The organism is Chryseobacterium sp. Leaf404 (genome assembly GCF_001424145.1).
Taxonomy (GTDB): domain Bacteria; phylum Bacteroidota; class Bacteroidia; order Flavobacteriales; family Weeksellaceae; genus Chryseobacterium.
The window spans coordinates 63,207-82,442 of sequence record NZ_LMQM01000001.1; the positions used below are offsets into that span (position 1 = coordinate 63,207).

Annotated in this window: 23 protein-coding genes; 6 read left to right on the forward strand and 17 right to left on the reverse strand. The window is 36.7% G+C overall.

Annotation, left to right across the window (positions count from 1 at the left end):
• The first annotated feature begins 35 nt into the window (after positions 1–35).
• Positions 36–941: a hypothetical protein gene (locus ASG31_RS00215; RefSeq protein ID WP_056026422.1), complete on the forward strand. Its 906-nt coding sequence runs from the start codon at positions 36–38 to the stop codon at positions 939–941.
• Positions 942–1,247: 306 nt separating this feature from the next.
• The gene (locus ASG31_RS00220; protein WP_056026425.1) at positions 1,248–1,967 is read left to right on the forward strand and encodes an FKBP-type peptidyl-prolyl cis-trans isomerase; all 720 of its coding nucleotides are present in this window, start codon (positions 1,248–1,250) and stop codon (positions 1,965–1,967) included.
• Positions 1,968–2,049: 82 nt separating this feature from the next.
• Here ASG31_RS00220 and ASG31_RS00225 read toward each other — a convergent pair whose 3' ends face one another.
• The 11 genes from ASG31_RS00225 to ASG31_RS00275 form a co-directional block, all read right to left on the reverse strand.
• Positions 2,050–2,565 (reverse strand): hypothetical protein, encoded by a 516-nt coding sequence (locus tag ASG31_RS00225; protein ID WP_056027989.1) that lies wholly within the window; start codon positions 2,563–2,565, stop codon positions 2,050–2,052.
• Positions 2,566–2,609: 44 nt separating this feature from the next.
• Positions 2,610–3,182 carry a hypothetical protein gene (locus ASG31_RS00230; RefSeq protein WP_131725474.1) on the reverse strand — a complete coding sequence of 191 codons (573 nt, stop codon included), beginning with the start codon at positions 3,180–3,182 and terminating at the stop codon, positions 2,610–2,612.
• Positions 3,160–4,536: a DUF4153 domain-containing protein gene (locus tag ASG31_RS00235; RefSeq protein WP_056026431.1), complete on the reverse strand. Its 1,377-nt coding sequence runs from the start codon at positions 4,534–4,536 to the stop codon at positions 3,160–3,162. Before ASG31_RS00235 ends, ASG31_RS00230 begins: the two co-directional genes overlap by 23 nt.
• Before the next feature lie 74 nt (positions 4,537–4,610).
• Positions 4,611–5,096 carry a Coq4 family protein gene (locus ASG31_RS00240; protein ID WP_056027991.1) on the reverse strand — a complete coding sequence of 162 codons (486 nt, stop codon included), beginning with the start codon at positions 5,094–5,096 and terminating at the stop codon, positions 4,611–4,613.
• Positions 5,097–5,237: 141 nt separating this feature from the next.
• Positions 5,238–5,537 carry a hypothetical protein gene (locus ASG31_RS00245; RefSeq protein WP_056027993.1) on the reverse strand — a complete coding sequence of 100 codons (300 nt, stop codon included), beginning with the start codon at positions 5,535–5,537 and terminating at the stop codon, positions 5,238–5,240.
• Positions 5,538–5,541: 4 nt separating this feature from the next.
• Positions 5,542–5,913, reverse strand: coding sequence for a hypothetical protein (locus ASG31_RS00250; protein ID WP_056026434.1), 372 nt, complete (start codon positions 5,911–5,913; stop codon positions 5,542–5,544).
• 13 nt (positions 5,914–5,926) lie between these two features.
• On the reverse strand, positions 5,927–6,766 hold the full coding sequence (locus ASG31_RS00255) for a metallophosphoesterase (protein ID WP_056026437.1): 840 nt from the start codon (positions 6,764–6,766) through the stop codon (positions 5,927–5,929).
• A 132-nt stretch (positions 6,767–6,898) separates the two neighbouring features.
• Positions 6,899–7,189: a hypothetical protein gene (locus ASG31_RS00260; protein WP_131725475.1), complete on the reverse strand. Its 291-nt coding sequence runs from the start codon at positions 7,187–7,189 to the stop codon at positions 6,899–6,901.
• A 67-nt stretch (positions 7,190–7,256) separates the two neighbouring features.
• Positions 7,257–7,547, reverse strand: coding sequence for a winged helix-turn-helix domain-containing protein (locus tag ASG31_RS00265; RefSeq protein WP_056026443.1), 291 nt, complete (start codon positions 7,545–7,547; stop codon positions 7,257–7,259).
• A 15-nt stretch (positions 7,548–7,562) separates the two neighbouring features.
• Positions 7,563–8,030 (reverse strand): hypothetical protein, encoded by a 468-nt coding sequence (locus ASG31_RS00270; RefSeq protein WP_056026450.1) that lies wholly within the window; start codon positions 8,028–8,030, stop codon positions 7,563–7,565.
• On the reverse strand, positions 8,031–8,648 hold the full coding sequence (locus ASG31_RS00275; protein WP_056026453.1) for a hypothetical protein: 618 nt from the start codon (positions 8,646–8,648) through the stop codon (positions 8,031–8,033). It abuts the gene before it with no gap.
• Between the two features lie 101 nt (positions 8,649–8,749).
• Between ASG31_RS00275 and ASG31_RS00280 the strand changes: the two genes are divergently transcribed.
• Both ASG31_RS00280 and ASG31_RS00285 read left to right on the forward strand, forming a co-directional pair.
• On the forward strand, positions 8,750–10,351 hold the full coding sequence (locus tag ASG31_RS00280) for a class I SAM-dependent methyltransferase (protein ID WP_056026456.1): 1,602 nt from the start codon (positions 8,750–8,752) through the stop codon (positions 10,349–10,351).
• Between the two features lie 206 nt (positions 10,352–10,557).
• Positions 10,558–11,100, forward strand: coding sequence for a GNAT family N-acetyltransferase (locus tag ASG31_RS00285; RefSeq protein WP_056026458.1), 543 nt, complete (start codon positions 10,558–10,560; stop codon positions 11,098–11,100).
• Positions 11,101–11,144: 44 nt separating this feature from the next.
• Here the strand turns inward: ASG31_RS00285 and ASG31_RS00290 are convergent, their stop codons facing one another.
• On the reverse strand, positions 11,145–11,909 hold the full coding sequence (locus ASG31_RS00290; protein WP_056026461.1) for an enoyl-CoA hydratase/isomerase family protein: 765 nt from the start codon (positions 11,907–11,909) through the stop codon (positions 11,145–11,147).
• A 162-nt stretch (positions 11,910–12,071) separates the two neighbouring features.
• Between ASG31_RS00290 and ASG31_RS00295 the strand changes: the two genes are divergently transcribed.
• A complete protein-coding gene (locus tag ASG31_RS00295; RefSeq protein WP_056026464.1) occupies positions 12,072–12,614 on the forward strand; it encodes a phage tail protein in 543 nt (180 codons plus the stop codon).
• A 15-nt stretch (positions 12,615–12,629) separates the two neighbouring features.
• Positions 12,630–13,460 carry a T9SS type A sorting domain-containing protein gene (locus tag ASG31_RS00300; protein ID WP_056026468.1) on the forward strand — a complete coding sequence of 277 codons (831 nt, stop codon included), beginning with the start codon at positions 12,630–12,632 and terminating at the stop codon, positions 13,458–13,460.
• A 105-nt stretch (positions 13,461–13,565) separates the two neighbouring features.
• Here the strand turns inward: ASG31_RS00300 and ASG31_RS00305 are convergent, their stop codons facing one another.
• From ASG31_RS00305 to ASG31_RS00325, 5 genes are all read right to left on the reverse strand, one after another.
• Positions 13,566–14,330 (reverse strand): methyltransferase domain-containing protein, encoded by a 765-nt coding sequence (locus ASG31_RS00305; protein WP_056026472.1) that lies wholly within the window; start codon positions 14,328–14,330, stop codon positions 13,566–13,568.
• Between the two features lie 106 nt (positions 14,331–14,436).
• Positions 14,437–14,823, reverse strand: a complete 387-nt coding sequence (locus ASG31_RS00310; RefSeq protein WP_317038648.1) for a GxxExxY protein — start codon at positions 14,821–14,823, stop codon at positions 14,437–14,439.
• Positions 14,824–14,982: 159 nt separating this feature from the next.
• Positions 14,983–17,478 carry a phenylacetic acid degradation bifunctional protein PaaZ gene (gene paaZ, locus ASG31_RS00315; RefSeq protein ID WP_056026477.1) on the reverse strand — a complete coding sequence of 832 codons (2,496 nt, stop codon included), beginning with the start codon at positions 17,476–17,478 and terminating at the stop codon, positions 14,983–14,985.
• A 74-nt stretch (positions 17,479–17,552) separates the two neighbouring features.
• On the reverse strand, positions 17,553–18,380 hold the full coding sequence (locus tag ASG31_RS00320) for an alpha/beta hydrolase (protein ID WP_056026480.1): 828 nt from the start codon (positions 18,378–18,380) through the stop codon (positions 17,553–17,555).
• 28 nt (positions 18,381–18,408) lie between these two features.
• On the reverse strand, positions 18,409–19,236 hold the full coding sequence (locus ASG31_RS00325) for an alpha/beta hydrolase (RefSeq protein ID WP_056026482.1): 828 nt from the start codon (positions 19,234–19,236) through the stop codon (positions 18,409–18,411).

The window sequence follows — 19,236 nt, forward strand, 5'->3', positions numbered from 1 at the left end:
TTTGACTAATTTAACACCACTAAAACTTAAATCTTATGAAAAAACGTTACATTTTGCTCGCTGCTTTTTTATTAAGCTACAGCATAAGCGCACAGGTAGGGATTAATACTGAGAATCCAAGAGCCACTTTAGATGTGGTAGGCAAACCCACAACCACTACTGTCCCTGACGGATTTATTCCGCCACGACTCACAGGTGACGAACTCAGAGCAAAATCTGCTGCTTACGGCAGCGCACAAAATGGCTCAATCGTTTATGTAACCCAACCTGCCACCATCACAGATCCTAAAACTTCAGGAGTTTTAACCCGCGGACTTTTTTTATATGATGCAATGGAACCCAACGGTGTGGATAACGGAACCTGGCAGCTATTACCAGACGGACCGGCTGTACCAACGGGTGGCACATCTGGCAGCGGAGCATATGCCGCAAAATTCAGAGGAAATATAGGACTGCTAAGCCTATCCTTATCAAATCTTTTTTCAACATCTTTCAACTATATACCACTAAACACTACAAGTGTTGCTGCAACTGTTGAAATTCCTTCCTCGCAAATAAATAATAACGAGTATGTAGTTCCTTCTGATGGATTATATCATATCAACTTCAGTTTCAGAAATGGGCAAGGTATCTCCGCACAGTTACTTTCAGCAAACCCGCCGGGAGTAGCAATTACCAAAAGAGAAGGAACCAGCGCTACAACCTCCACATTATTAGATTACAGAGAGTTTGGAGGAGTCAACTTGCTTGACGTAACGATACCGCTAGTAGTAGGTTCCATAAATTTGGGCGTAAATATCACATTAACCCAGGGTCAAATCAGCCATATTTATCAGTTAAAAGCTAATGACAGATTACGTTTTGGATTGGTTCAGGGTGGACTGAATGTTTCTTTGCTAAATGACAATTCAGCAGAATTATCTATATATAAAATTAATTAGATAGTTCAGGAGTAAATCCATAGAGCTTGTTTAAATTTCATCAAAATCAATTTCCCCGATCCTTCCTTCGAAAAGCTCAGGATGACATGGAATTAATTTTGATGAAATTTCAAGGCATTTTTTTACCATTTAGGGTTGGGAAAAGAAAAATGCCTTAATTTTTTTAATCATTATTAAACAGACATTACAGGCATCAAAAAATCTACAAATGCTTTCTCATTAATGGGAAAGTATTTTTATTTAGTTATCAACAAATTTCCACAATTATCATTAGTTTTGTACCCTTATCAATTTAAGGTTTATAAAATGAAAAAACAAACTATTGCGTTGTTATGCGTAGCCATATTCAGCGTTTCCTGCGCTCAGAAAAACGAAAAGCAGGCAACCGAACAGAAGTCTGCAGACAAGTACACAGATGATCAGAAAGCATCATATTATATTGGGTTAAATATCGCTCAAAATATGAAGAGAGAAGGTTTTAAAGTAGACGCAGACCTTTTGGCTCAGGCAATCAAAGAAGATATGGAAGGTAAAACCAAATTATTTCCTGAAGCTGAAATGAATACTTTTATGCAATCTTTTATGCAAAAGCAGGGTGAAAAAAAACAGGCTGAAGCTTCTGCAAAAGCAGGCGAAAACAAGAAAAAAGGCCTGGAATTTCTTGCTAAAAACAAACAAAATGCAAAAGTGAAAACTACCGCTTCAGGTCTTCAGTACGAAGTTTTGCAGGAAGGTGACGGCAAAACAAAACCTGCAGCAACAAGCACAGTGCAGGTAAAGTATACAGGAAAACTGCTTGACGGAACGGTGTTCGATTCTACAGATAAAAACGGCGGCGCACCAATGGATATTAACCTGGGTGCAGTAATTAAAGGATGGACAGAAGGTATCCAGCTGATGAGCAAAGGATCGAAGTACAGATTTTACATCCCTTCTGAGCTGGCTTACGGCGAGCAGGGAGCAGGCGGCGCTATACCTCCCGGAGCTACCATTATTTTTGATGTAGAGCTGGTAGGCATAAAATAATTTATATCAGAAATCTATAAAAAAATGTCTTTCAAGAATTTTGAAAGACATTTTTTGTATGTTTAAACAGGTCTTACTGCAATTATCTTACAGGAACACTGCTGAAATTCAGAGCAACTTTAAGATTCATGTCTGATATGGTTTGGTTTTTCAGCTGATAAACCGTTTTAACAGTTACGCCGGAACTTTTCACTACAGAATCTAAAAATCCGGCATCATTGTTTAAGTCCAGATTAATACTTGATGCGCTGGTGGAAATATCAGATCTTGAAGCAACCAGCTTTTCGCCTGTTCCATCTGATGAAATATAAATCTTTACAGACTTCAGTGCGCTTAAATTTCCGCCCACGGGGGAGGCTACTGAAATTTTAGCATCAGAAAGCCTTACATCTTTAATCTGCGCATTGTTATTCCCGCCAAACCATGTCTGCACATTAGTTGCCGTTGACGTTGAAGCTACCTCTTTATCCGCCGGTACTCCGGTAGAAATTAGTACATTAGTAGTGTATGGAAACGTGTTTTGAACGATTGACTGCACGGTTCCGCAGCTTACTAAAACAGTTGATGCAATAATTGCTGTGGCTAATATATTTTTCATTTTAAATACATTTTTGATGATGGTGAGCAGAAAGTATACCACTTTTATTCAACGGTAACCGAAAAGTCTCCCACGGTTGCTCCATCTGCCATATTGTTTTTTCCGATGATGATCCACACCTCACCTTTTCCTTTTACGTCGTGAACAAGATCTTTCCCAAAAGGTCCATCCATCGAGCCATCCGGCATTTTAATCTGATTGATTCTTATATTTTGCTTAGAATCTTTTACCTTTATTGAAGCCTTAATCTGGGGCTTAGAGAAATCTGTGATCTTCAGAATAAGTTTGTCATGCTTTTCTGTAAATTTTTCACCAATGGTAATCGGGGTTCTCTGCCCGTCTGCCATCCGTATGATTACTCTGTCTTTTTCTTCACGCATAACGCCAGTCTCAAGAACTTCTTTCGTTTTGGGAGCATTATTGATCATAGAATCTTTCATTCTTACCGCTGCAGTTTCTTCCGCATTTTCACCAGAAGCCTGCTCATTCACAGTTAAAGAATCACTGGCAACAGTTTGATCCGAAGTTTCGGTTTTTTCTTTCTGACAAGAATTTAAAAAGAGAAATACAATGGCTATGGGTAAAAATTTCATATTATTTAGTTTTGGTGGTTTCATAGAAGAGATTTTTAGAGAGAAACGTTTTCTTTTTCTGCTCTTCGATTTTAAAAATAACTTCTTTCAAAAGTTGTGCGTCGTTTTTTTCTTTTGCGTATTTCAGCAATTGTTTTTCGCTGAAGCTGATGGACTGAAGATGAAAATTGATGGCAAAATCGCTTCTCCTGCTGTTTTGCAACGTGATCAATCCGCCCCAGTTGATGAAAGAGCAAGCCAAAACTGTTCCATAAAAAGCCCAGATCATCGAGTTGAATAAGTATGCATTGGTTTTCTTTTTCTGAATTTTAATGAAAGTAACAATCAGCCCCACAGCGGAAAGTATAAGGAAAGCATACACCCCAAGTTTTTTGTAGGTAAATGCATGAAGAATAAGATATTCCGTGTTTTTAGCAGCTGTTACGAGAAGTAAAATCAGATTTAAAACAATCCACAATTTAGCTAAAACTTTTAGCCAGTATGATTTTGGGTCAAAATTAAAATTCGATTTAAAATAAAACATAATGACCATAATCGCCATCACAATTGAACAAATCACCGCTTCTACCCTGTTGTGCGTTTCTTCAGACATGTAATTTGGTGATTTTTCGGTTTGGTAAAACTGCTCGTAAGTGTAAGTGGCAATAAAAAAGATGAGCATAATGTTCAGAACAGCCAGAGAAACGATACCGCTTGCTCTTTCAGAATTAAAATCAAGAAACGAAAATGTTGGTTTTTGGTCTATTCTGCTTTTTGAAAATTCGTTATCTAAAGTAGAATTGTTTTTGTAGAGAATCCTTTCCACAGCGAAATTATAAAAGTTGAACGCGATGAAAAATCCTAAAACTGAAAGCACAAAAATCTGCCAAAGGCTGAAATCTAAACTTACATTGCTGAAAACACCTGCGAAAGAATCGCTTCCCGCAGAATAAATTCCAAAGAAAATCAAAGCAAAAACAAATGGAATTACAAAAAAGGCTAAAATTTTCTGCCACAAACCCGGAACTTTCCGTTTCGGCATCCAGCCGTTGATGCTCAAAATCCTGCAGATGGAAGTGAAAAAACTGCTGATGAAAACGGGAACAATCATAAAAGTTTTCATTCTTTTCTCTTTAGAACGGTACGACAGCAGGAAAAGTGATGAAGCTACCGCAAAAAACGAAGGAGCATCGGCATACCAGGCAAATGCAACGGATGATAAAATAGTGGTAACTGATGCAAAATAAAATATTCCGGTTTTGTTTTTCTGTGGCGTTTTAAAAAAGGTTAAAAACGCATAGGAAATTCCTAAAATCCCGAGGTTGAGACCGACGTCTTCGTTGTAAAAGACAATAACGAAGATGAGTGTTGAGAGGATGATATAGTGATGTGTTTTCATAGTGTTGGATTATGGGTGTTGGATTATGGGTGTTGGATACTGCATGCTGGATGTTGGGTGTTTGGTGTTGGGTGTTAAAATAAAACATGAGTTTCTTTCTGTCGGAAAAAGTCTTTTACGTTTTCGAAATTTTGCCAGAGAAGTTCTTCGAAGTCGATGTGATGGAAGGCACGCATTGATTTTCCTTTTTGGTAGGCATTTTTGTAAATTTTGTGATATTCAGGTAGGATGATGCTTCCTAAAACAATGGCTGCCAAAAGATGAGCGTTGAGTTTTCCGTTTCCGAGGAGGAGAAACTGCATGGCGATTTCGTCTTCGAAGTTGGTGCCGCAACCGGTAATCAGATGATGTACGTCGTGGTTTTCCATTTTTGGGATCATGGTGAAGCCGTGTTTTTTGTAGAATTCACCGAGTTTTCTGCCAAGAGAATCTTTTTCAAATTCCAAAAGCTGTTTTTCATTAAACTGCCACTGTCTTTTCTTCTTTTTGAAGTATTTTCTATAGAGTTTTTGTGTTTTGTCGTAAACGAAAAGCAGGAATTTTACGCGTAATTTTTTCATAATTTTAATTTTTAAAGTGAAGAGGATACAACGTTGAATTGCACGCGCCCCGACCTGAACGGAGCTCTTTTTGTAAGCGATGGGAAGAGCCAAGGCACAAAAAAGCGGGAGTGGAGGGCGGATAAAGGCGCCCAAAAAAAATTAAATAGAATTTAAAGTGAGTCCGATATAGGTGTAAAGAGCTGCGATTGGGATGTTGATGCAGAGAATTGCGGATGCAGAAAAACAGTTGGGGAGCTGGCTGCGACAAAAAAAACCGTAAATCAATAATCCAAAAATAATCAGCAGATTGAGAGCCGACGCAAGATATAGCAAAACAAAACCGCAGAGCGCAAAATCGATATTTTTTGTAATGATATTCCCGAAAAGGCAGATGTTGCCGAGAATGAAACAAAGCCAAAACGTGTAATTTCCGATGTTTTTGATGGTTGAATTTTTCATGATTTTAGTTGATTTTTGTGTAAACATGATTCATATCTGCATTCAAAATAATTTTAGTCTCCCCGAAAAGTTCGTTTGAAAAATAAGTGCTGAAAAAAGCCGATTCTCCAAAACTTTTATAATGAAGTTCAATTCGCGGACTAATTCCATTACTCATTTCAAATTGTCCTCTACCGAAAAATCTGCTTTCAAAATTTCCATCGCTGTGCAAAATCAAAGTATCTGATTCATGAGGTGCTTCAACACAACAAATAGGATTTTGATAATTTGTATTTACATACATTCCATACAATGTTTTATCTTTTAAGGGATAATCCACATTAAAAATTGTAATAACCAATAACCCTAAGGCAATAATTGTTAATATCAGTTTCATACTTTTTAAAGTTTTAAGCTTGAGTTAATTTAAAAACCGTAATCTCGGGCCTCACCATAAATCTCACCTGATAAGAATGCCCAATCGCGCGGTTGATGTAGAGCATTCTTCCATCCTGCAGATCAATTTCTCCGGAAATATATTTTCTGTTTTTGACGGGAAGAATTGGGGTTATGATTCCGGGAATTGTACACTGTCCGCCATGGGTATGGCCGCTGAGAATCCAGCCCTGATAGCCATTCCATACGTCTTTGTCGCAGACATCGGGATTGTGACAGAGAACTAAATTGGCTTTTGAAGGATCGTAATCTTTCATGACTTTCATTGGATCAAAATTGGGCGACCATAAGTCGTCGAAGCCGATCAGATTTAAGCCATGGCAATCTTTCTGAGTATTGTTAATCATTGTAACACCGCTGTCTTTAAGAATTTCACAGATAATTTCTGAAGTTCCAACATCCCTAAATTTCACTCCATAATCGTGATTTCCCAGAATACCGAATGTTCCTAAACTTCCGTAAACAGCTTCTGCCATTACTTTTTTGAGGCTTTTGTGATCTTCGGGCGTTCCGTGATTGACGAAATCTCCGGTGTAGACTACAAAATCGGGATTAAAGTTTTTGGCCTTTTGGAAAGATTCGATGAGGAAATTCCAGTCGAAACGGTCGCCGACGTGTAAATCTGAAATCTGCATCAGAATTTTACCTTCCAGTTCTTTAGGTAAATTTCTAGTGGGCAGTTTTCTTTGTACAAACTCTACCCAAAACGGTTCGATCTGCCATGAATAAAGGAACGGCACAGCCCCGACCGCGGAAAGCTGTAACAGTCTTTTGAGGAAATATTTTCTGGTCATGCTAAAATTTTTTTGTGATGATTTTATCTCTCGCAGATTTTTTGGATTTAGCAGATTTTAAACTGCTTGTAAATCTGCCGAATCAGCTCAATCTGCGTGAAACTTATTACCTTAAAATCCTTTCGACTACATTTAGCTCCCAGCGATTGGTGATCCGAAAAGACCTACAGCCATTTCAACCCAAATAACCATCAGAATAAGAACGATGACGATGGAAATCATAGTTTTTGCTCTCACTGAAAGTTTTGAATTCAAAATCATGTAAATAAATGAGGCTGTTCCGAAGAGTAAAATTGCGGCGATCAGGAAGTCTGAACCCGTCCAGTTAAAGCCTTCTACCACGTAATTTGCAATGAAAGCTGCTACTATCAAAATTGAAGGAATAGCGAAAATAAGAGCTGTTTTTTGTTGTTTTGTCATCATAATTTTTAATTTTAATCCATTAAAGTACTTTGTATTTCAAAGCTAATTTTCAAAAAAAATATAGTGTTTATCTTCCTATTAATTTTTCCAGTGCATCTAAATGTTGTGTGAAAGCTGTTCTTCCGGATTGAGTTACACGGTAAGAAGTCTTTGGTTTTTTGCCTACAAATTCTTTTTTCACTTCAATATAACTGGCTTTTTCCAAAGCGTTGCTGTGGCTTGCCATGTTGCCGTCTGTAATCTCCAGAAGGTTTTTCATTTCAGAAAAATCAACCCAGTCGTTGACCATCAGAACGGACATGATGCCCAATCTTACACGGCTTTCGAATTCTTTGTTGAGTTTTGAAATGTTGATCATTTTACTATTTATTATTTAATCTTCGATTCTGCGGTGTTCAACTTTTACGGCTTCAAAATTTTCATCATAATAAATATCTAAGTAGTGATCTACAAAACCGAAACCTCCACCTGTTCCAGCTTCATAGGTCCATTTATTATTTTCTTTGTCTCTTGAGTCGGGTGCTCCCAGGATTTTGATCACCTCTAAACTATCTTTTTTAACTACAATTTTGCTATCAATCAGATCGTCAACCATTTCGAATCTGCTTAATCTTTTATTGATATCTTCACCCACAAGAATCCAGTCTTCTCTATGAAATTCCCGACGTTTTTCTGTTGTTAATGAATAAATGATACAAATAACAAATGCAAAATAAATTAAAGGAGAAAGAATCGCAGTGGCAATTCCACTTATTAAAAATTTTCTCTTACTCTTTTTAAACAATACAGCCGAAATACCGAAAACAAAAATGCCAATAAAAAGGATATAGAAGGCTACCATTTACTTGTATTTCCTATGCATAATCAATCCATACACAATATGTAAAACCCCAAAGCCAATCGTCCAAGCCACCAATCCCCAACCTAAAAACAGGAAGGAAAGCAATCCTAAAACAATCTGGCAATAGCCTAAATATTTTATATCCGTCAAAGTATATCTTTCAGCACTTACCAAAGCCAATCCGTAGAAAATCAATGTTGCCGGAGCGACCAAAACGAATAAATGATGATACAATAGTCCGAGACAGAAAAGCCCTCCGGTGACTAAAGGAATAGCAAATGCAAAAAGCAGTTTTTTTGTCGTGGCATCCCAGATTTTCAGTCCCTTCTTTTTGCTTTTGTTGGCAGTAAAAATGTATCCGCTAGCAATCGCAACAACCAAAATTACCACTCCGATTACAACAAGTTCCTGCACCAAAGCTTTGCTGAAAATATTTCTGTCGCCATCAAAATAATCGATTCCCTCTCTTTTAAAAACAAAAAAAACATAAGCCGCACCAATCATGGCAGCCAAACCTGCCACTACTCCCGACAGGCCACTCAGTGAAATAAAACGTGACGACCGTTCCATCATAGAACGGATGTGTGATAAGTCTTCGTGATAGTTTTTTGATTCCATATAAAAGAACTTTGAATTGCAAAGTTATGTTTAATTTTTAAACAGCAAAACTTTTTTTAAAATATTTATCTAAATTTTTTATTTTAGAAAAAACATATTGTATGGATAAGGAACTTCTGAGGTCTGAGATTTTTAAGCATCTGGATGGCGTGGTAACCGCTCCCATCGTGGCATCGCTAATAAAAAAGGAAATTATTTCTCTGATTATTCAGCGTGAAAAAATATTGCTGAATGAGCTTTCGGAAGAATTTGGGGCTAATGAAGGTTATCTGAATGTAGCAGTCCGGGCTTTGGCATCACAAGGATTTCTAAGTTATAATGTTGATAATAAAAATGACAGTATTACAATTTCAGCGAATAACAGAACACCGTTTCTCCAGAAATACAGTTTGCTTTATTTGAAAGTCATTCCGTTTCTAAAGCTTTCAACCGATATTAAAAATCAGATCAACGAAAATTCTTTTATTGAAGAGTTTTCCCAATTGAGCAATTCTGTTAAAAGTACTTTTGGAATTCAGCTTTCTGATGATTTGGAAGAAAAAACTGTACAGGAACTGATTTTAAAACATATCGAGGGTTGTATCATCGGCCCAGTCATCGTTTATTTGAGTATGACAGGAATGTTTCATAAATATTTTATGGAGACTTCTTTTCAGGCGGCAGAGTTTCACAAAAACTCAGATAATTTTGAAGTGATTCTGGACTTTCTGACTTATTTAAACTGGTTTAAAAAGACCGGCGAAAACTACAAATTTACCGAAACGGGAATTTACTTTGCCAAAAGAGCAGCGTCGTACGGCGTTACGGTTTCCTATCTTCCGCTGTTGAATAAAATGGATGATCTTTTATTTGGAAACGCTTCTAAAATAAGAGAAATTGCCGATGGCGAAGATGAAATTCACGTTGACAGGGCGATGAACGTCTGGGGAAGCGGCGGTTCGCATTCCAATTACTTTAAAGTGGCGAACGATTTTATTATTCAGATTTTTAATCAACCGATTCATCTGCAACCAAAAGGTGTTTTGGATATGGGTTGCGGAAATGGTGCCTTTATCCAACACATTTTTGAAACGATTGAAAGATACACGCTTCGTGGGAAAATGCTGGAAGAACATCCTCTGTTTCTGGTGGGTGCAGATTACAATCAGGCAGCTTTGAAAGTTACCCGAGCCAACCTTATCAACAATGATATCTGGGCAAAAGTAATCTGGGGCGACATTGGAAATCCTAAACAGTTGGCAGATGATTTAAGGGAAAATTATGAAATTGAACTTTCAGATTTACTAAATATAAGAACATTTTTAGATCACAACAGAGTATGGAAAGCTCCCGAAAACAGTCAGCCTGAAAGAATCAGCACTTCGTCCGGAGCCTTTGCCCATAGTGGAAAGAGATTACCTAATAATTTAGTTGAAGAAAGTTTGAAAGAACATCTCGAACTTTGGCTTCCCTATATTCAAAAAAACGGACTTCTCATTATCGAACTTCATGCTTTGGATTCAAAACTGACCGCTGAAAATTTGGGAAGAACTCCGGCAACGGCTTATGAGGCGACGCATGGTTTTTCAGATCAATATATTCTGGAAGTCGATGTATTTAAAAAGATTTGCCTGGAAACAGATTTAAAAATAGATAAAGAACTGTTCAGGAAGTTTCCTAATTCTCATCTGGCGACGGTTTCGATTAATTTATTGAAGAGTTAGGTTGGATAAACCACAAAAGTCACAATAGATTTACTTTGAAAAATTAGTTATGCAAAAGGGCAAAAAGATGGGCGAATGAGAAAAACTTTAAATCTACATGATTAGAATCAACAACTCACGCAGATTTTAGGGATAAAGCAGACTATTTTCGACACAATTTAATCTGCAAAATATGAACGATCAGCGGGAATAAAAAAAATAAAAAAATGACATTTGAAAGATTAGAAACAGAACGCCTCATCCTTCTGAAGCTGGATCCAAAAAAGATGATCGAGATTTTTGAATTGAATGATGATGAAAAAATTAAGGAAATTTTGGGCATTACGGATGAGGAAGAATTTATCCGACAGAAAAAAATAAATCATTACGGTTACGAATCTTACAACAGAAAAATACTGAGTTTTAAAATTGTAGAAAAACAAAGCGGTAAAAAAATCGGTAACATCAGTTTTCATACCTGGAATCCTCAACATCACCGTGCGGAAGTAGGTTATGATTTGTTTTTGGAAGAATTCAAACGCAAAGGCTACATGAAAGAAGCCCTCGGAAAAGTACTTGAATTTGGTTTTGAAGAATTGGATCTCAATCGGATTGAAGCATTAATCGATGACGCCAATACACCTTCCAAAAGGCTTCTGGAGCATTACGGCTTTTCAAAAGAAGGAATTACACGCGGACATTATTTGGTGGATGGCGTTTTTGAAGATTCCGTATTATATTCTCTTTTAAAATCGGAATATCAAAAATAAAAAAAAGCGTTGTCAGTTTTAATTCTGACAACGCTTTCTATCAATTATTTAGCTCTTAATCTTTCTTTAATCGCTTCTATATTTTTCTTGGCAGAATCTTCCAGAATCAAACTTGCACTCATGTGAATTCTGGCTGGCATCAGTTCATTAAAATGCTCCGTTCCTTCCCATGACACTTTTTTAATTAAAGCCAAAGCATCTTCGCTTCTGGTGGATAATGTGTTTAAGAATTTATATAATTTAGAATCCATCTCTGCAACGGTATCAGAAACTGAGTGGTAGATATTGTGCTGCTCAGCCCATTCTGCTGATCTGAAATCTGCATCAATCGCCATGGCAGAAAACTGAGACTTCCCGATTTTTCTTTCAACGTAAGGCCCGATTACGAAAGGTCCGATTCCTAAATTGATTTCCGTCAAAGCCAAAGCAGAATCTTTTGTTGCAAAACAGTAATCTGCACCGCAAGCCAAGCCTACTCCACCTCCCGTAGTTTTCCCCTGAACTCTTACCACAACAATTTTACCGCAGTTTCTCATGGCATTTAAAACCTTTGCAAAACCACCGAAGAATTTAGTTGAAGCTTCCAGTTCTTCAATGGCTAAAAGTTCATCAAAACTTGCTCCTGCACAGAACGCTTTTTCGCCTTCACTTTTTACAAGAATAGCTTTTACCTCATTTTTTGCGCCTTCTTCAAGAATAGTTTCGGCTAATTTTTCCAGAATGGCTCCTGGAAGAGCATTGCTTTTTGCAGTTCCGAAAGTGATTTCGGCAATATTGTTTTTAATTTCTGATGTTACAAAATCGCTCATCTGTTTTTAAATATGATTTAAACAAAAATACTAACAATTGTTCGGGTAAAAAAATCATTAGGTATAAATACTGAATCCTCGAATTGGTTATTTCTACGCTAAAAAATAATTATGTTAAGTTTTACCTTTGACCTAACAAACTAACCCAAAAAACTTATTATTATGGACGAATTAATGGCAACCATCAAACTTTTCGCAGGTAATTTTGCACCGGTTGGATATTTACCTTGCGACGGAAGATTATTATCCATTTCTCAGAATTCAGCATTATTTTCTTTACTGGGAACTATGTATGGAGGAGACGGAATGTCAACTTTTGCCTTACCCAATCTTAACGGAAGAGTTCCTGTAGGAGCTGGACAATCGAGCACAGGAAAGTCGGTACAACTTGGTGAAGCAGCAGGCAAACCGCAAGTAACACTTTCAGTATCGAATTTACCGAGCTTTACAAGCCCGATAAAAGTTGTCAATGGCAACGCCAACTCTGCGGCACCTTCTGCAAGCACATCTCTTGCGATACCGGTAGTTCCGAACGGAAGAGAGTTTACTACAGTATCAGGTTTCTCAAATGCAAATCCGGACACACTTATCAGCGGACAGTCGGTTTCGTTCCAGGGACAGAATGTTCCGATTGACAGTATGCCGCCGTACTTAGGATTATACTACATTATCTGCGTACAAGGAATTTATCCTTCAAGACCATAATCAAAATTTACAACCATGAAAAAAACAACTATCTTTTTAATCTGTAGTCTGTTCGCCTCTGTTTTTACATTAGCACAGACCAGTACAGAACAGTTTGAAACTGAATCGCACGGAAGTACGAGCTTTACCGATAACGGAGTGATTTTCAACATACTGACACACACTGGAGGATTTGACATACAGGGTAATTATCCTAATACAGGATGGAATGGTACCGGAAATGATAACCGATATATTGATAACTCAGGTACCGGAAACATCTCATCAGGTGCTTCTTTCAGTGTAAAAACAACATCCAATTTATTCAAAGCAAATAAATTCTGGATATTTCTGTCAGATATAAGTCTGAACCAGACAGTATCCGGTACCTTAATGGTAACAGGATTGCTTAGCGGTGTTACTAAATTTTCTCAGACAAAAACTACCGGATTTGCTACCGGTTTAGGAACAACAAACGGATATACATTGATTGATTTAACTAATTTAAACGGTCAGAATTACAGCAATACCATTATTGATGAGTTGAAAATAACCTGTGGCGGCGCCTATACCTATGCTGGTTTTGATGCTTTTACATGGGTGAAAGATACTAATATTGTACTGTCTGCTTCTGAAGAAAATCATATCAGTAAAAATCAATCTGAAATATATCCGAATCCTACTTCAGGACCATTGACAATCAACGCCGAAAAGAAGGGGAAGTATGAGATTTATAATCAGTCAGGAACCTTAGTAAAAACTATTGAAATACAAAAAGGTGAGAATAGAACCGATATCTCCGAACTTCCCAGCGGAGTCTATCTGCTACAATCTGAAACCTCAGCTCACAAGGTTATAAAAAAATAAAAAAACCACCAGGAAAACTCTTTTTGAAATTAAGATTATTTCATACGATTCTAAAACATGATGAACAAGATTTCCCGGGCGACCGGGATTTTTTGTTTTACATATCTATTTTCTTCCATACATCAACATTCTTTTAAAAGCATAAATGGCCGGAAACTTTTCAAATTTATCAGCAATTCTTTTTTTGTATTCTGTAGTAAACCGTTCTTGCTCATGCTCTTTCAATCTTTCTAAATATGGTATTAAAGCCGAACCGGAAATAAACTGAAACAACTCTTCAGTGTCTTTAGCAACAATCGGATAGACTTTGACGGAGATATTCAAATCTTTCAAGCCTGAGTCAAACATCATTTTTGCATATTGATCCAAACTCAAAACAGGAGAAATTCTGTTGAAGCCATTCAATTGAGTTTTAAAAGGCTCTTCTGAAGCCAGTTGAATTAAAATCTGGTTTAAAACATTCTCATTCTGCACAGGCATTTGTACTGCAAACTGTCCGTTTTCACTTAATAAAGAAAGTAATTTCGGAAATAGTTTCTGATGATTATCAGACCACTGCAAAGCCGCATTACTGAAAACGAGATCCCATTTTTCATCCGATTTATATAATTCTTCGATTGTTTCCTGTTTAAAACTTAAATTTTCGTTTTTAAATTCCAAAGATTTTTGAAGCATTTCAGCAGACGAATCGATTCCCAAAAACTGTGCATCAGGGAATTTATCTGAGAGAATTTTGGTTTGCTCGCCGGTTCCGCAGCCGATGTCAATGGCTTTTTTGAGATCTTCAGGTGTAATTTTTTCTGCTAAATCGAAAAAAGGTTGGTAGCGGATGTTTTTAAATTGGTTGTAGGTGTCGGGATTCCAGGGCATAATATTTAATTCGCTGATTTTTTAATATTTTTAAATCGTGCACGGATAACACAGATTTTCACAGAAAAATTCATGTTAATTGTAATTCAAATGTTTTGTTATTTTTTTACAAATAACCATTAATCATTCTGACAATATTGTGATTGATCTGATGCGTGTTAAAATTAACCAAAATTCCAAGATGTAGTATAGTTAATTTCAAATAATTGAGCAGTTGTTTATGATGAAATGGGCTTAATTCTTCAACTGATTTAATTTCAACTATAACTTTTTCTTCAACAATTATATCCGCACGAAAACCTAGATCCAAATCGATATTTTTGTAATAAACAGAAACGGGAATCTGACATTTAACATTCAAACCCTGAAGTTGAAGTTCTATCATCAAAGCCTTCTCATAAACACTTTCCAGCAATCCTAACCCAAGATTATTATACACCTCAAAAATAGATTTTCTAATAAGAAAAGTTAATTCATTTTCAGTTTTCATCATCTCTAATTTTTATTGATCGTACTTGTGTTTTTGTGTAAGTCATAAGTTTATTCAAATAAATTTATAAAAAAATCTGTGCAAATCTGTGAAATCTGTGCGCAAAAAAACAGTGCAACAAAAACTGTTACACTGCTAAATTTTTACATTGGTACATTCAGATTAGACCAATCCAAACTGCTCAAAATGATGCGTAAAATGTTTTCTCTGGAAAAGTTCCATCATCTCTTTATTCAAATGCCCGAATCTCGGATTATAGTGTTCCGCAAAAGGATTTTCTTTGAAATAAACGGTAAACTCTCTTAATGTTTCTATTAACTGAGTTTTAGCTGCGTCCAGATTTTTATTTTTATTCTGAGGAACTACACCTTCTTTCCATAAAGGATATTGTGCTCCCGGACGGATCTTTTTATCGGTGTACAGCCAATCCTGAAGCAGTTCTAATTTTTCGGCAGGAATTTCAGGGAAATCTTCCGGTTTCAAATTGCCGAAACCATTTCTCAAAACTTCTTCCAAATGCTCCACCATCAGTTGCGGCGTAAAATCTCCGAAAACGGGCTGCGTTTTTTCGGTTAAAGCATTTAATTTTTTCTGAATATTCTGAACTTTAAAATCAATAAACGGAGAATGTTTAGCCACCAAAGTTAAAATTGTAGCAACACAAACAACCTCATCTCTTTGATTGACAACTTCTACCAACCATTTCACAACTCCGGAAGGAATGTTTCTTCCCTTAACTCCACGGTTGATTTTTTCTTTAGCCGTTAAATAAACCGTAATTGTATCTCCTGCATAAACTGGTTTGAAGAACGAACAGTTTTCGAGTCCATAATTGGCGATAACAGGACCTTTCTTGCCTGAAACAAACAGTCCGGCTGCGGCAGAAAGAATGAAATATCCGTGAGCAACCGTTTTATCGAAAATAGTTCCTGATAAACTCGTTGCGTCTGTATGTGCGTAGAAATGATCCCAAGAAACATTGGAGAAATTAACGATATCTGCATCAGTAACCGTTCTTCCTGCTGTTTCCAGAGAATCACCAACTTCAACTTCTTCAAAATATTTCTGGAAAGGATGTTTATCAGAATATTTTTTCTCAGCTCCCTGCTGATAAACTTTTGTAATTGCCGTCAAAATATCCGGCGAACCTTGAATAGCCGTTTTCTGAAGGAAGAAATGAAGACCGTTCAGTCCACCCATTTCTTCACCGCCACCTGCTCTACCGGGACCTCCATGCATTAAAGTCGGAAGTGGAGAACCGTGACCTGTACTTTCTTTCGCATTGTCTCTGTTTAAAACGAAAATTCTTCCGTGCTGAGAAGCCATTTTCCAAGAAGTTTCAGCTACAAATTTCTCGTCGTGAGAAATAATTGATCCTACAAGACTTCCTTTTCCTCTTTTTGCCAACGCTGCAGCTTCTTCCGCATCTTTGTAAGGCATCAAGGTAGAAACCGGACCGAAGGCTTCGACATCGTGAGAGATATTTTTAGTGAACGGAGAATCATTTAAGAATAATTTCGGAGACATAAATGCACCGTTTTCGTAATCTGCATCTACCAATTCATGTTTTCCGTCGTAAATCAGTTCGTTTTCAGTTTTCAGAATGTCTACTTTTCTTAAAACTTCGTCATACTGCTGTTTTCCGACCAAAGAACCCATTCTTGTATCTCTGCTTAACGGATTTCCGATTTTTGTCTGGTCTAAAGCTTTAGACAAAGCATTCTGAACATCGCCAATTAAGTTTTCCGGAACGATAATTCTTCTGATTGCGGTACATTTCTGTCCGGCTTTCGTCGTCATTTCGGTACGAACTTCTTTGATAAATAAATCAAATTCCGGAGTTCCCGGTTTTGCATCCAATCCAAGAATTGAACAGTTCAAAGAATCTGCTTCCATATTGAAACGAACAGAATTTCCTGAAACTGAAGGTAAAGATTTTAATTTCTTCCCTGTCGTTGCAGAACCTGTGAACAATACTGAATCTCCATCCTGAACATAATCTAAAATATTTCCCGGTTCACCACAAACCAATTGAAGCGCACCTTCTGGAAGTACTCCACTTTCAATCATATCCTGGAAAACTGCATTCGTTAAATAGGAACCATAAGGCGAAGGTTTTACAATGCTAGGAACACCAGCCAACAAAGAAGTTGACAATTTTTCCAACATTCCCCAAACAGGAAAATTATAAGCGTTGATTTGCACTGAAACTCCTTCACTTGGCGTTAAAATGTGAGTTCCTAAAAAAGTTCCGTTGGCAGATATTTTCTGAGTTTCTCCATCTACCCAAAACGGAGTATTTGGAAGCATTCTTTTTGCCAATCCTGAGTATGTAAAGAACGTACCAAAACCTCCTTCAATATCTACCCAAGAATCTGCATGAGTTGCCCCTGTTTTATAGGATAGGTCGTAATATTTTTTCTTTCTTTCTAAAAGGTAAAGCGCTACTTTTTTCAACATTTCTCCACGATCGTAGAATGTCATCGATGAAAGGTTTTTGTAACCTACTGTTCTACCGTAATCAAGAGCCTGCTCAAAATTCAGCCCTTCCGTATCAGAAACAGCAACTTGCTCTCCTGTCACGGCATTGTACAAAGGAATTCCGTTTCCGGTACCTTCGATCCATTCGCCGTGGATATAGTTTTTTAATTTTTCCATATAATTTTAATTTAACAATGTATCAATTTAACAGTTTACCAATTGCTGATACATTTTTAGATTTATTTTAAATTTTAGTTTTCCGATTTATTTATAAATTCCAAAGTTTCATCAAATCTTTTGCTCCAGGGGAAAAAGTACTGTACCACCATTGGAATATGTTTTTTATTGATGAAAACAGGTTTTACATTGGGTTGATAAGGATGAAGTGCTTTTAAAAAATTTTCATTGGCCACTTTAATCGATGGATACGTTTTTTCACCAACATAAATCAAAAAAGGCGGTGTCTTTTCGTTGATAAAATAGATCGGAGAAGCGTCTTTCCATTTTTGCGGATCTTTGCTCCATGTAACATCATAATTACTTTGTGATGTTGGTGGATTTTTTTCCAGATAATTCTTCATATCAATTCCCGCAGCATCAATTAAAACAATCCCTGAAACTGTATTTTCCGGAATTTGATATTTTGGATTCATGACCGCAGAAGCCGCCAACTGACCGCCCGCTGAATGTCCTGAAACAAATATCTTTCGAGAATCTCCGTTGTATTTTTGAGCATTTTCTTTGGTAAACTGTATCGCTGCAGCTACCTCTTTCGTCATTTGATCGACGTCAGCATTCGGACTTAACGTATAATCCGGAATAACGGCAATGATATTTTTGCGGGCAAAGTTTTTACCCATCAGATTGTAGGTCTTTTTATTTCCTGTATTCCAGTTTCCGCCGTGTACAAAGATCAGAATAGGATAATTTTTATCAGTTTTCTTAGGCGTGAAAATATTTAATTTCACTTCGTTTCCTACATGGTTTTTTGTGAAGGAAATATCCTTGTAAGCAGATGTAGATTTACAACTGTTTAAAAGCAAACCCGTTAAGAAAATTATGCAGAAATTAAATTTCATATTACAAATACAATTTTAGATGAATCTGTTATTTTGGTTCCTGATAAGGATAGAATTTAACCAAACCTTCGTACAAACTTCTGTGAAGGATCGTTGCGTGATTGTCTGAATCCATCAATTTATATTCTACTCTCCAGTTTTTCTTATTTGATTTTTTCAGGATAGCATATAAATCTTCTGCATGTTTAACCATGACTTTATGCTCGCCCTTTCCGACAGAAAGGTAAACGAATTTCTTTGTATCAGAACCTTTCGATAATAATTGATTCGCCTGTTTCAAAAGACTTTCATCATCCCACCACAAACTCGGACTGATGATAAAATAATTATTGAACATTTCAGGTTTTTTCAGTAAGATTTCTGTTGCTAAAAGTCCGCCTAGCGATTGCCCAAATAAATATTTATCGGATGTTTTGAACTGACTTTCGATATAAGGTTTTAATTCCTTTTCCAAGAAATTAATGAACTTACCGGAATGTCCGGTTGTAGGATAATCTTTCTGTAAGTCTTTTAAATCGGTATGAAAAGTAAAGTCTCTTTTTCGGTCAATATTTGCAATTCCAACCACGATCGTTTCAGGCATTGCGTACATTAAGTTGAAGAACTGCACCAATCCTGTAACATGGATAAAGTCTTCGTTCATACTTCCATCCAAAAGATAGATGATTGGATATGATTTTGTTTTATCGAAATTTTGCGGAAGATAGATGTTTAGAGTTCTGTCTTCATTTAAAATTTCAGATTTTATAGTTCTGATTTCTCCTATAGTTAATGGTTTTACATTTTCAGTCTGGGCAAAAACCATGAATTGGAATGTAAATAAAATCGTGACGAAAATGAGGAGTTTTTTATTCAT

Excerpts from the sequence above, each read along its gene's own strand:
- ASG31_RS00215 (WP_056026422.1), top strand. The coding sequence starts at position 36 with ATGAAAAAACGTTACATTTTGCTCGCTGCTTTTTTATTAAGCTACAGC.
- ASG31_RS00220 (WP_056026425.1), top strand. The coding sequence starts at position 1,248 with ATGAAAAAACAAACTATTGCGTTGTTATGCGTAGCCATATTCAGCGTT.
- ASG31_RS00225 (WP_056027989.1), bottom strand. The coding sequence starts at position 2,565 with ATGAAAAATATATTAGCCACAGCAATTATTGCATCAACTGTTTTAGTA.
- ASG31_RS00230 (WP_131725474.1), bottom strand. The coding sequence starts at position 3,182 with ATGAAACCACCAAAACTAAATAATATGAAATTTTTACCCATAGCCATT.
- ASG31_RS00235 (WP_056026431.1), bottom strand. The coding sequence starts at position 4,536 with ATGAAAACACATCACTATATCATCCTCTCAACACTCATCTTCGTTATT.
- ASG31_RS00240 (WP_056027991.1), bottom strand. The coding sequence starts at position 5,096 with ATGAAAAAATTACGCGTAAAATTCCTGCTTTTCGTTTACGACAAAACA.
- ASG31_RS00245 (WP_056027993.1), bottom strand. The coding sequence starts at position 5,537 with ATGAAAAATTCAACCATCAAAAACATCGGAAATTACACGTTTTGGCTT.
- ASG31_RS00250 (WP_056026434.1), bottom strand. The coding sequence starts at position 5,913 with ATGAAACTGATATTAACAATTATTGCCTTAGGGTTATTGGTTATTACA.
- ASG31_RS00255 (WP_056026437.1), bottom strand. The coding sequence starts at position 6,766 with ATGACCAGAAAATATTTCCTCAAAAGACTGTTACAGCTTTCCGCGGTC.
- ASG31_RS00260 (WP_131725475.1), bottom strand. The coding sequence starts at position 7,189 with ATGATGACAAAACAACAAAAAACAGCTCTTATTTTCGCTATTCCTTCA.
- ASG31_RS00265 (WP_056026443.1), bottom strand. The coding sequence starts at position 7,547 with ATGATCAACATTTCAAAACTCAACAAAGAATTCGAAAGCCGTGTAAGA.
- ASG31_RS00270 (WP_056026450.1), bottom strand. The coding sequence starts at position 8,030 with ATGGTAGCCTTCTATATCCTTTTTATTGGCATTTTTGTTTTCGGTATT.
- ASG31_RS00275 (WP_056026453.1), bottom strand. The coding sequence starts at position 8,648 with ATGGAATCAAAAAACTATCACGAAGACTTATCACACATCCGTTCTATG.
- ASG31_RS00280 (WP_056026456.1), top strand. The coding sequence starts at position 8,750 with ATGGATAAGGAACTTCTGAGGTCTGAGATTTTTAAGCATCTGGATGGC.
- ASG31_RS00285 (WP_056026458.1), top strand. The coding sequence starts at position 10,558 with ATGACATTTGAAAGATTAGAAACAGAACGCCTCATCCTTCTGAAGCTG.
- ASG31_RS00290 (WP_056026461.1), bottom strand. The coding sequence starts at position 11,909 with ATGAGCGATTTTGTAACATCAGAAATTAAAAACAATATTGCCGAAATC.
- ASG31_RS00295 (WP_056026464.1), top strand. The coding sequence starts at position 12,072 with ATGGACGAATTAATGGCAACCATCAAACTTTTCGCAGGTAATTTTGCA.
- ASG31_RS00300 (WP_056026468.1), top strand. The coding sequence starts at position 12,630 with ATGAAAAAAACAACTATCTTTTTAATCTGTAGTCTGTTCGCCTCTGTT.
- ASG31_RS00305 (WP_056026472.1), bottom strand. The coding sequence starts at position 14,330 with ATGCCCTGGAATCCCGACACCTACAACCAATTTAAAAACATCCGCTAC.
- ASG31_RS00310 (WP_317038648.1), bottom strand. The coding sequence starts at position 14,823 with ATGATGAAAACTGAAAATGAATTAACTTTTCTTATTAGAAAATCTATT.
- paaZ (WP_056026477.1), bottom strand. The coding sequence starts at position 17,478 with ATGGAAAAATTAAAAAACTATATCCACGGCGAATGGATCGAAGGTACC.
- ASG31_RS00320 (WP_056026480.1), bottom strand. The coding sequence starts at position 18,380 with ATGAAATTTAATTTCTGCATAATTTTCTTAACGGGTTTGCTTTTAAAC.
- ASG31_RS00325 (WP_056026482.1), bottom strand. The coding sequence starts at position 19,236 with ATGAATAAAAAACTCCTCATTTTCGTCACGATTTTATTTACATTCCAA.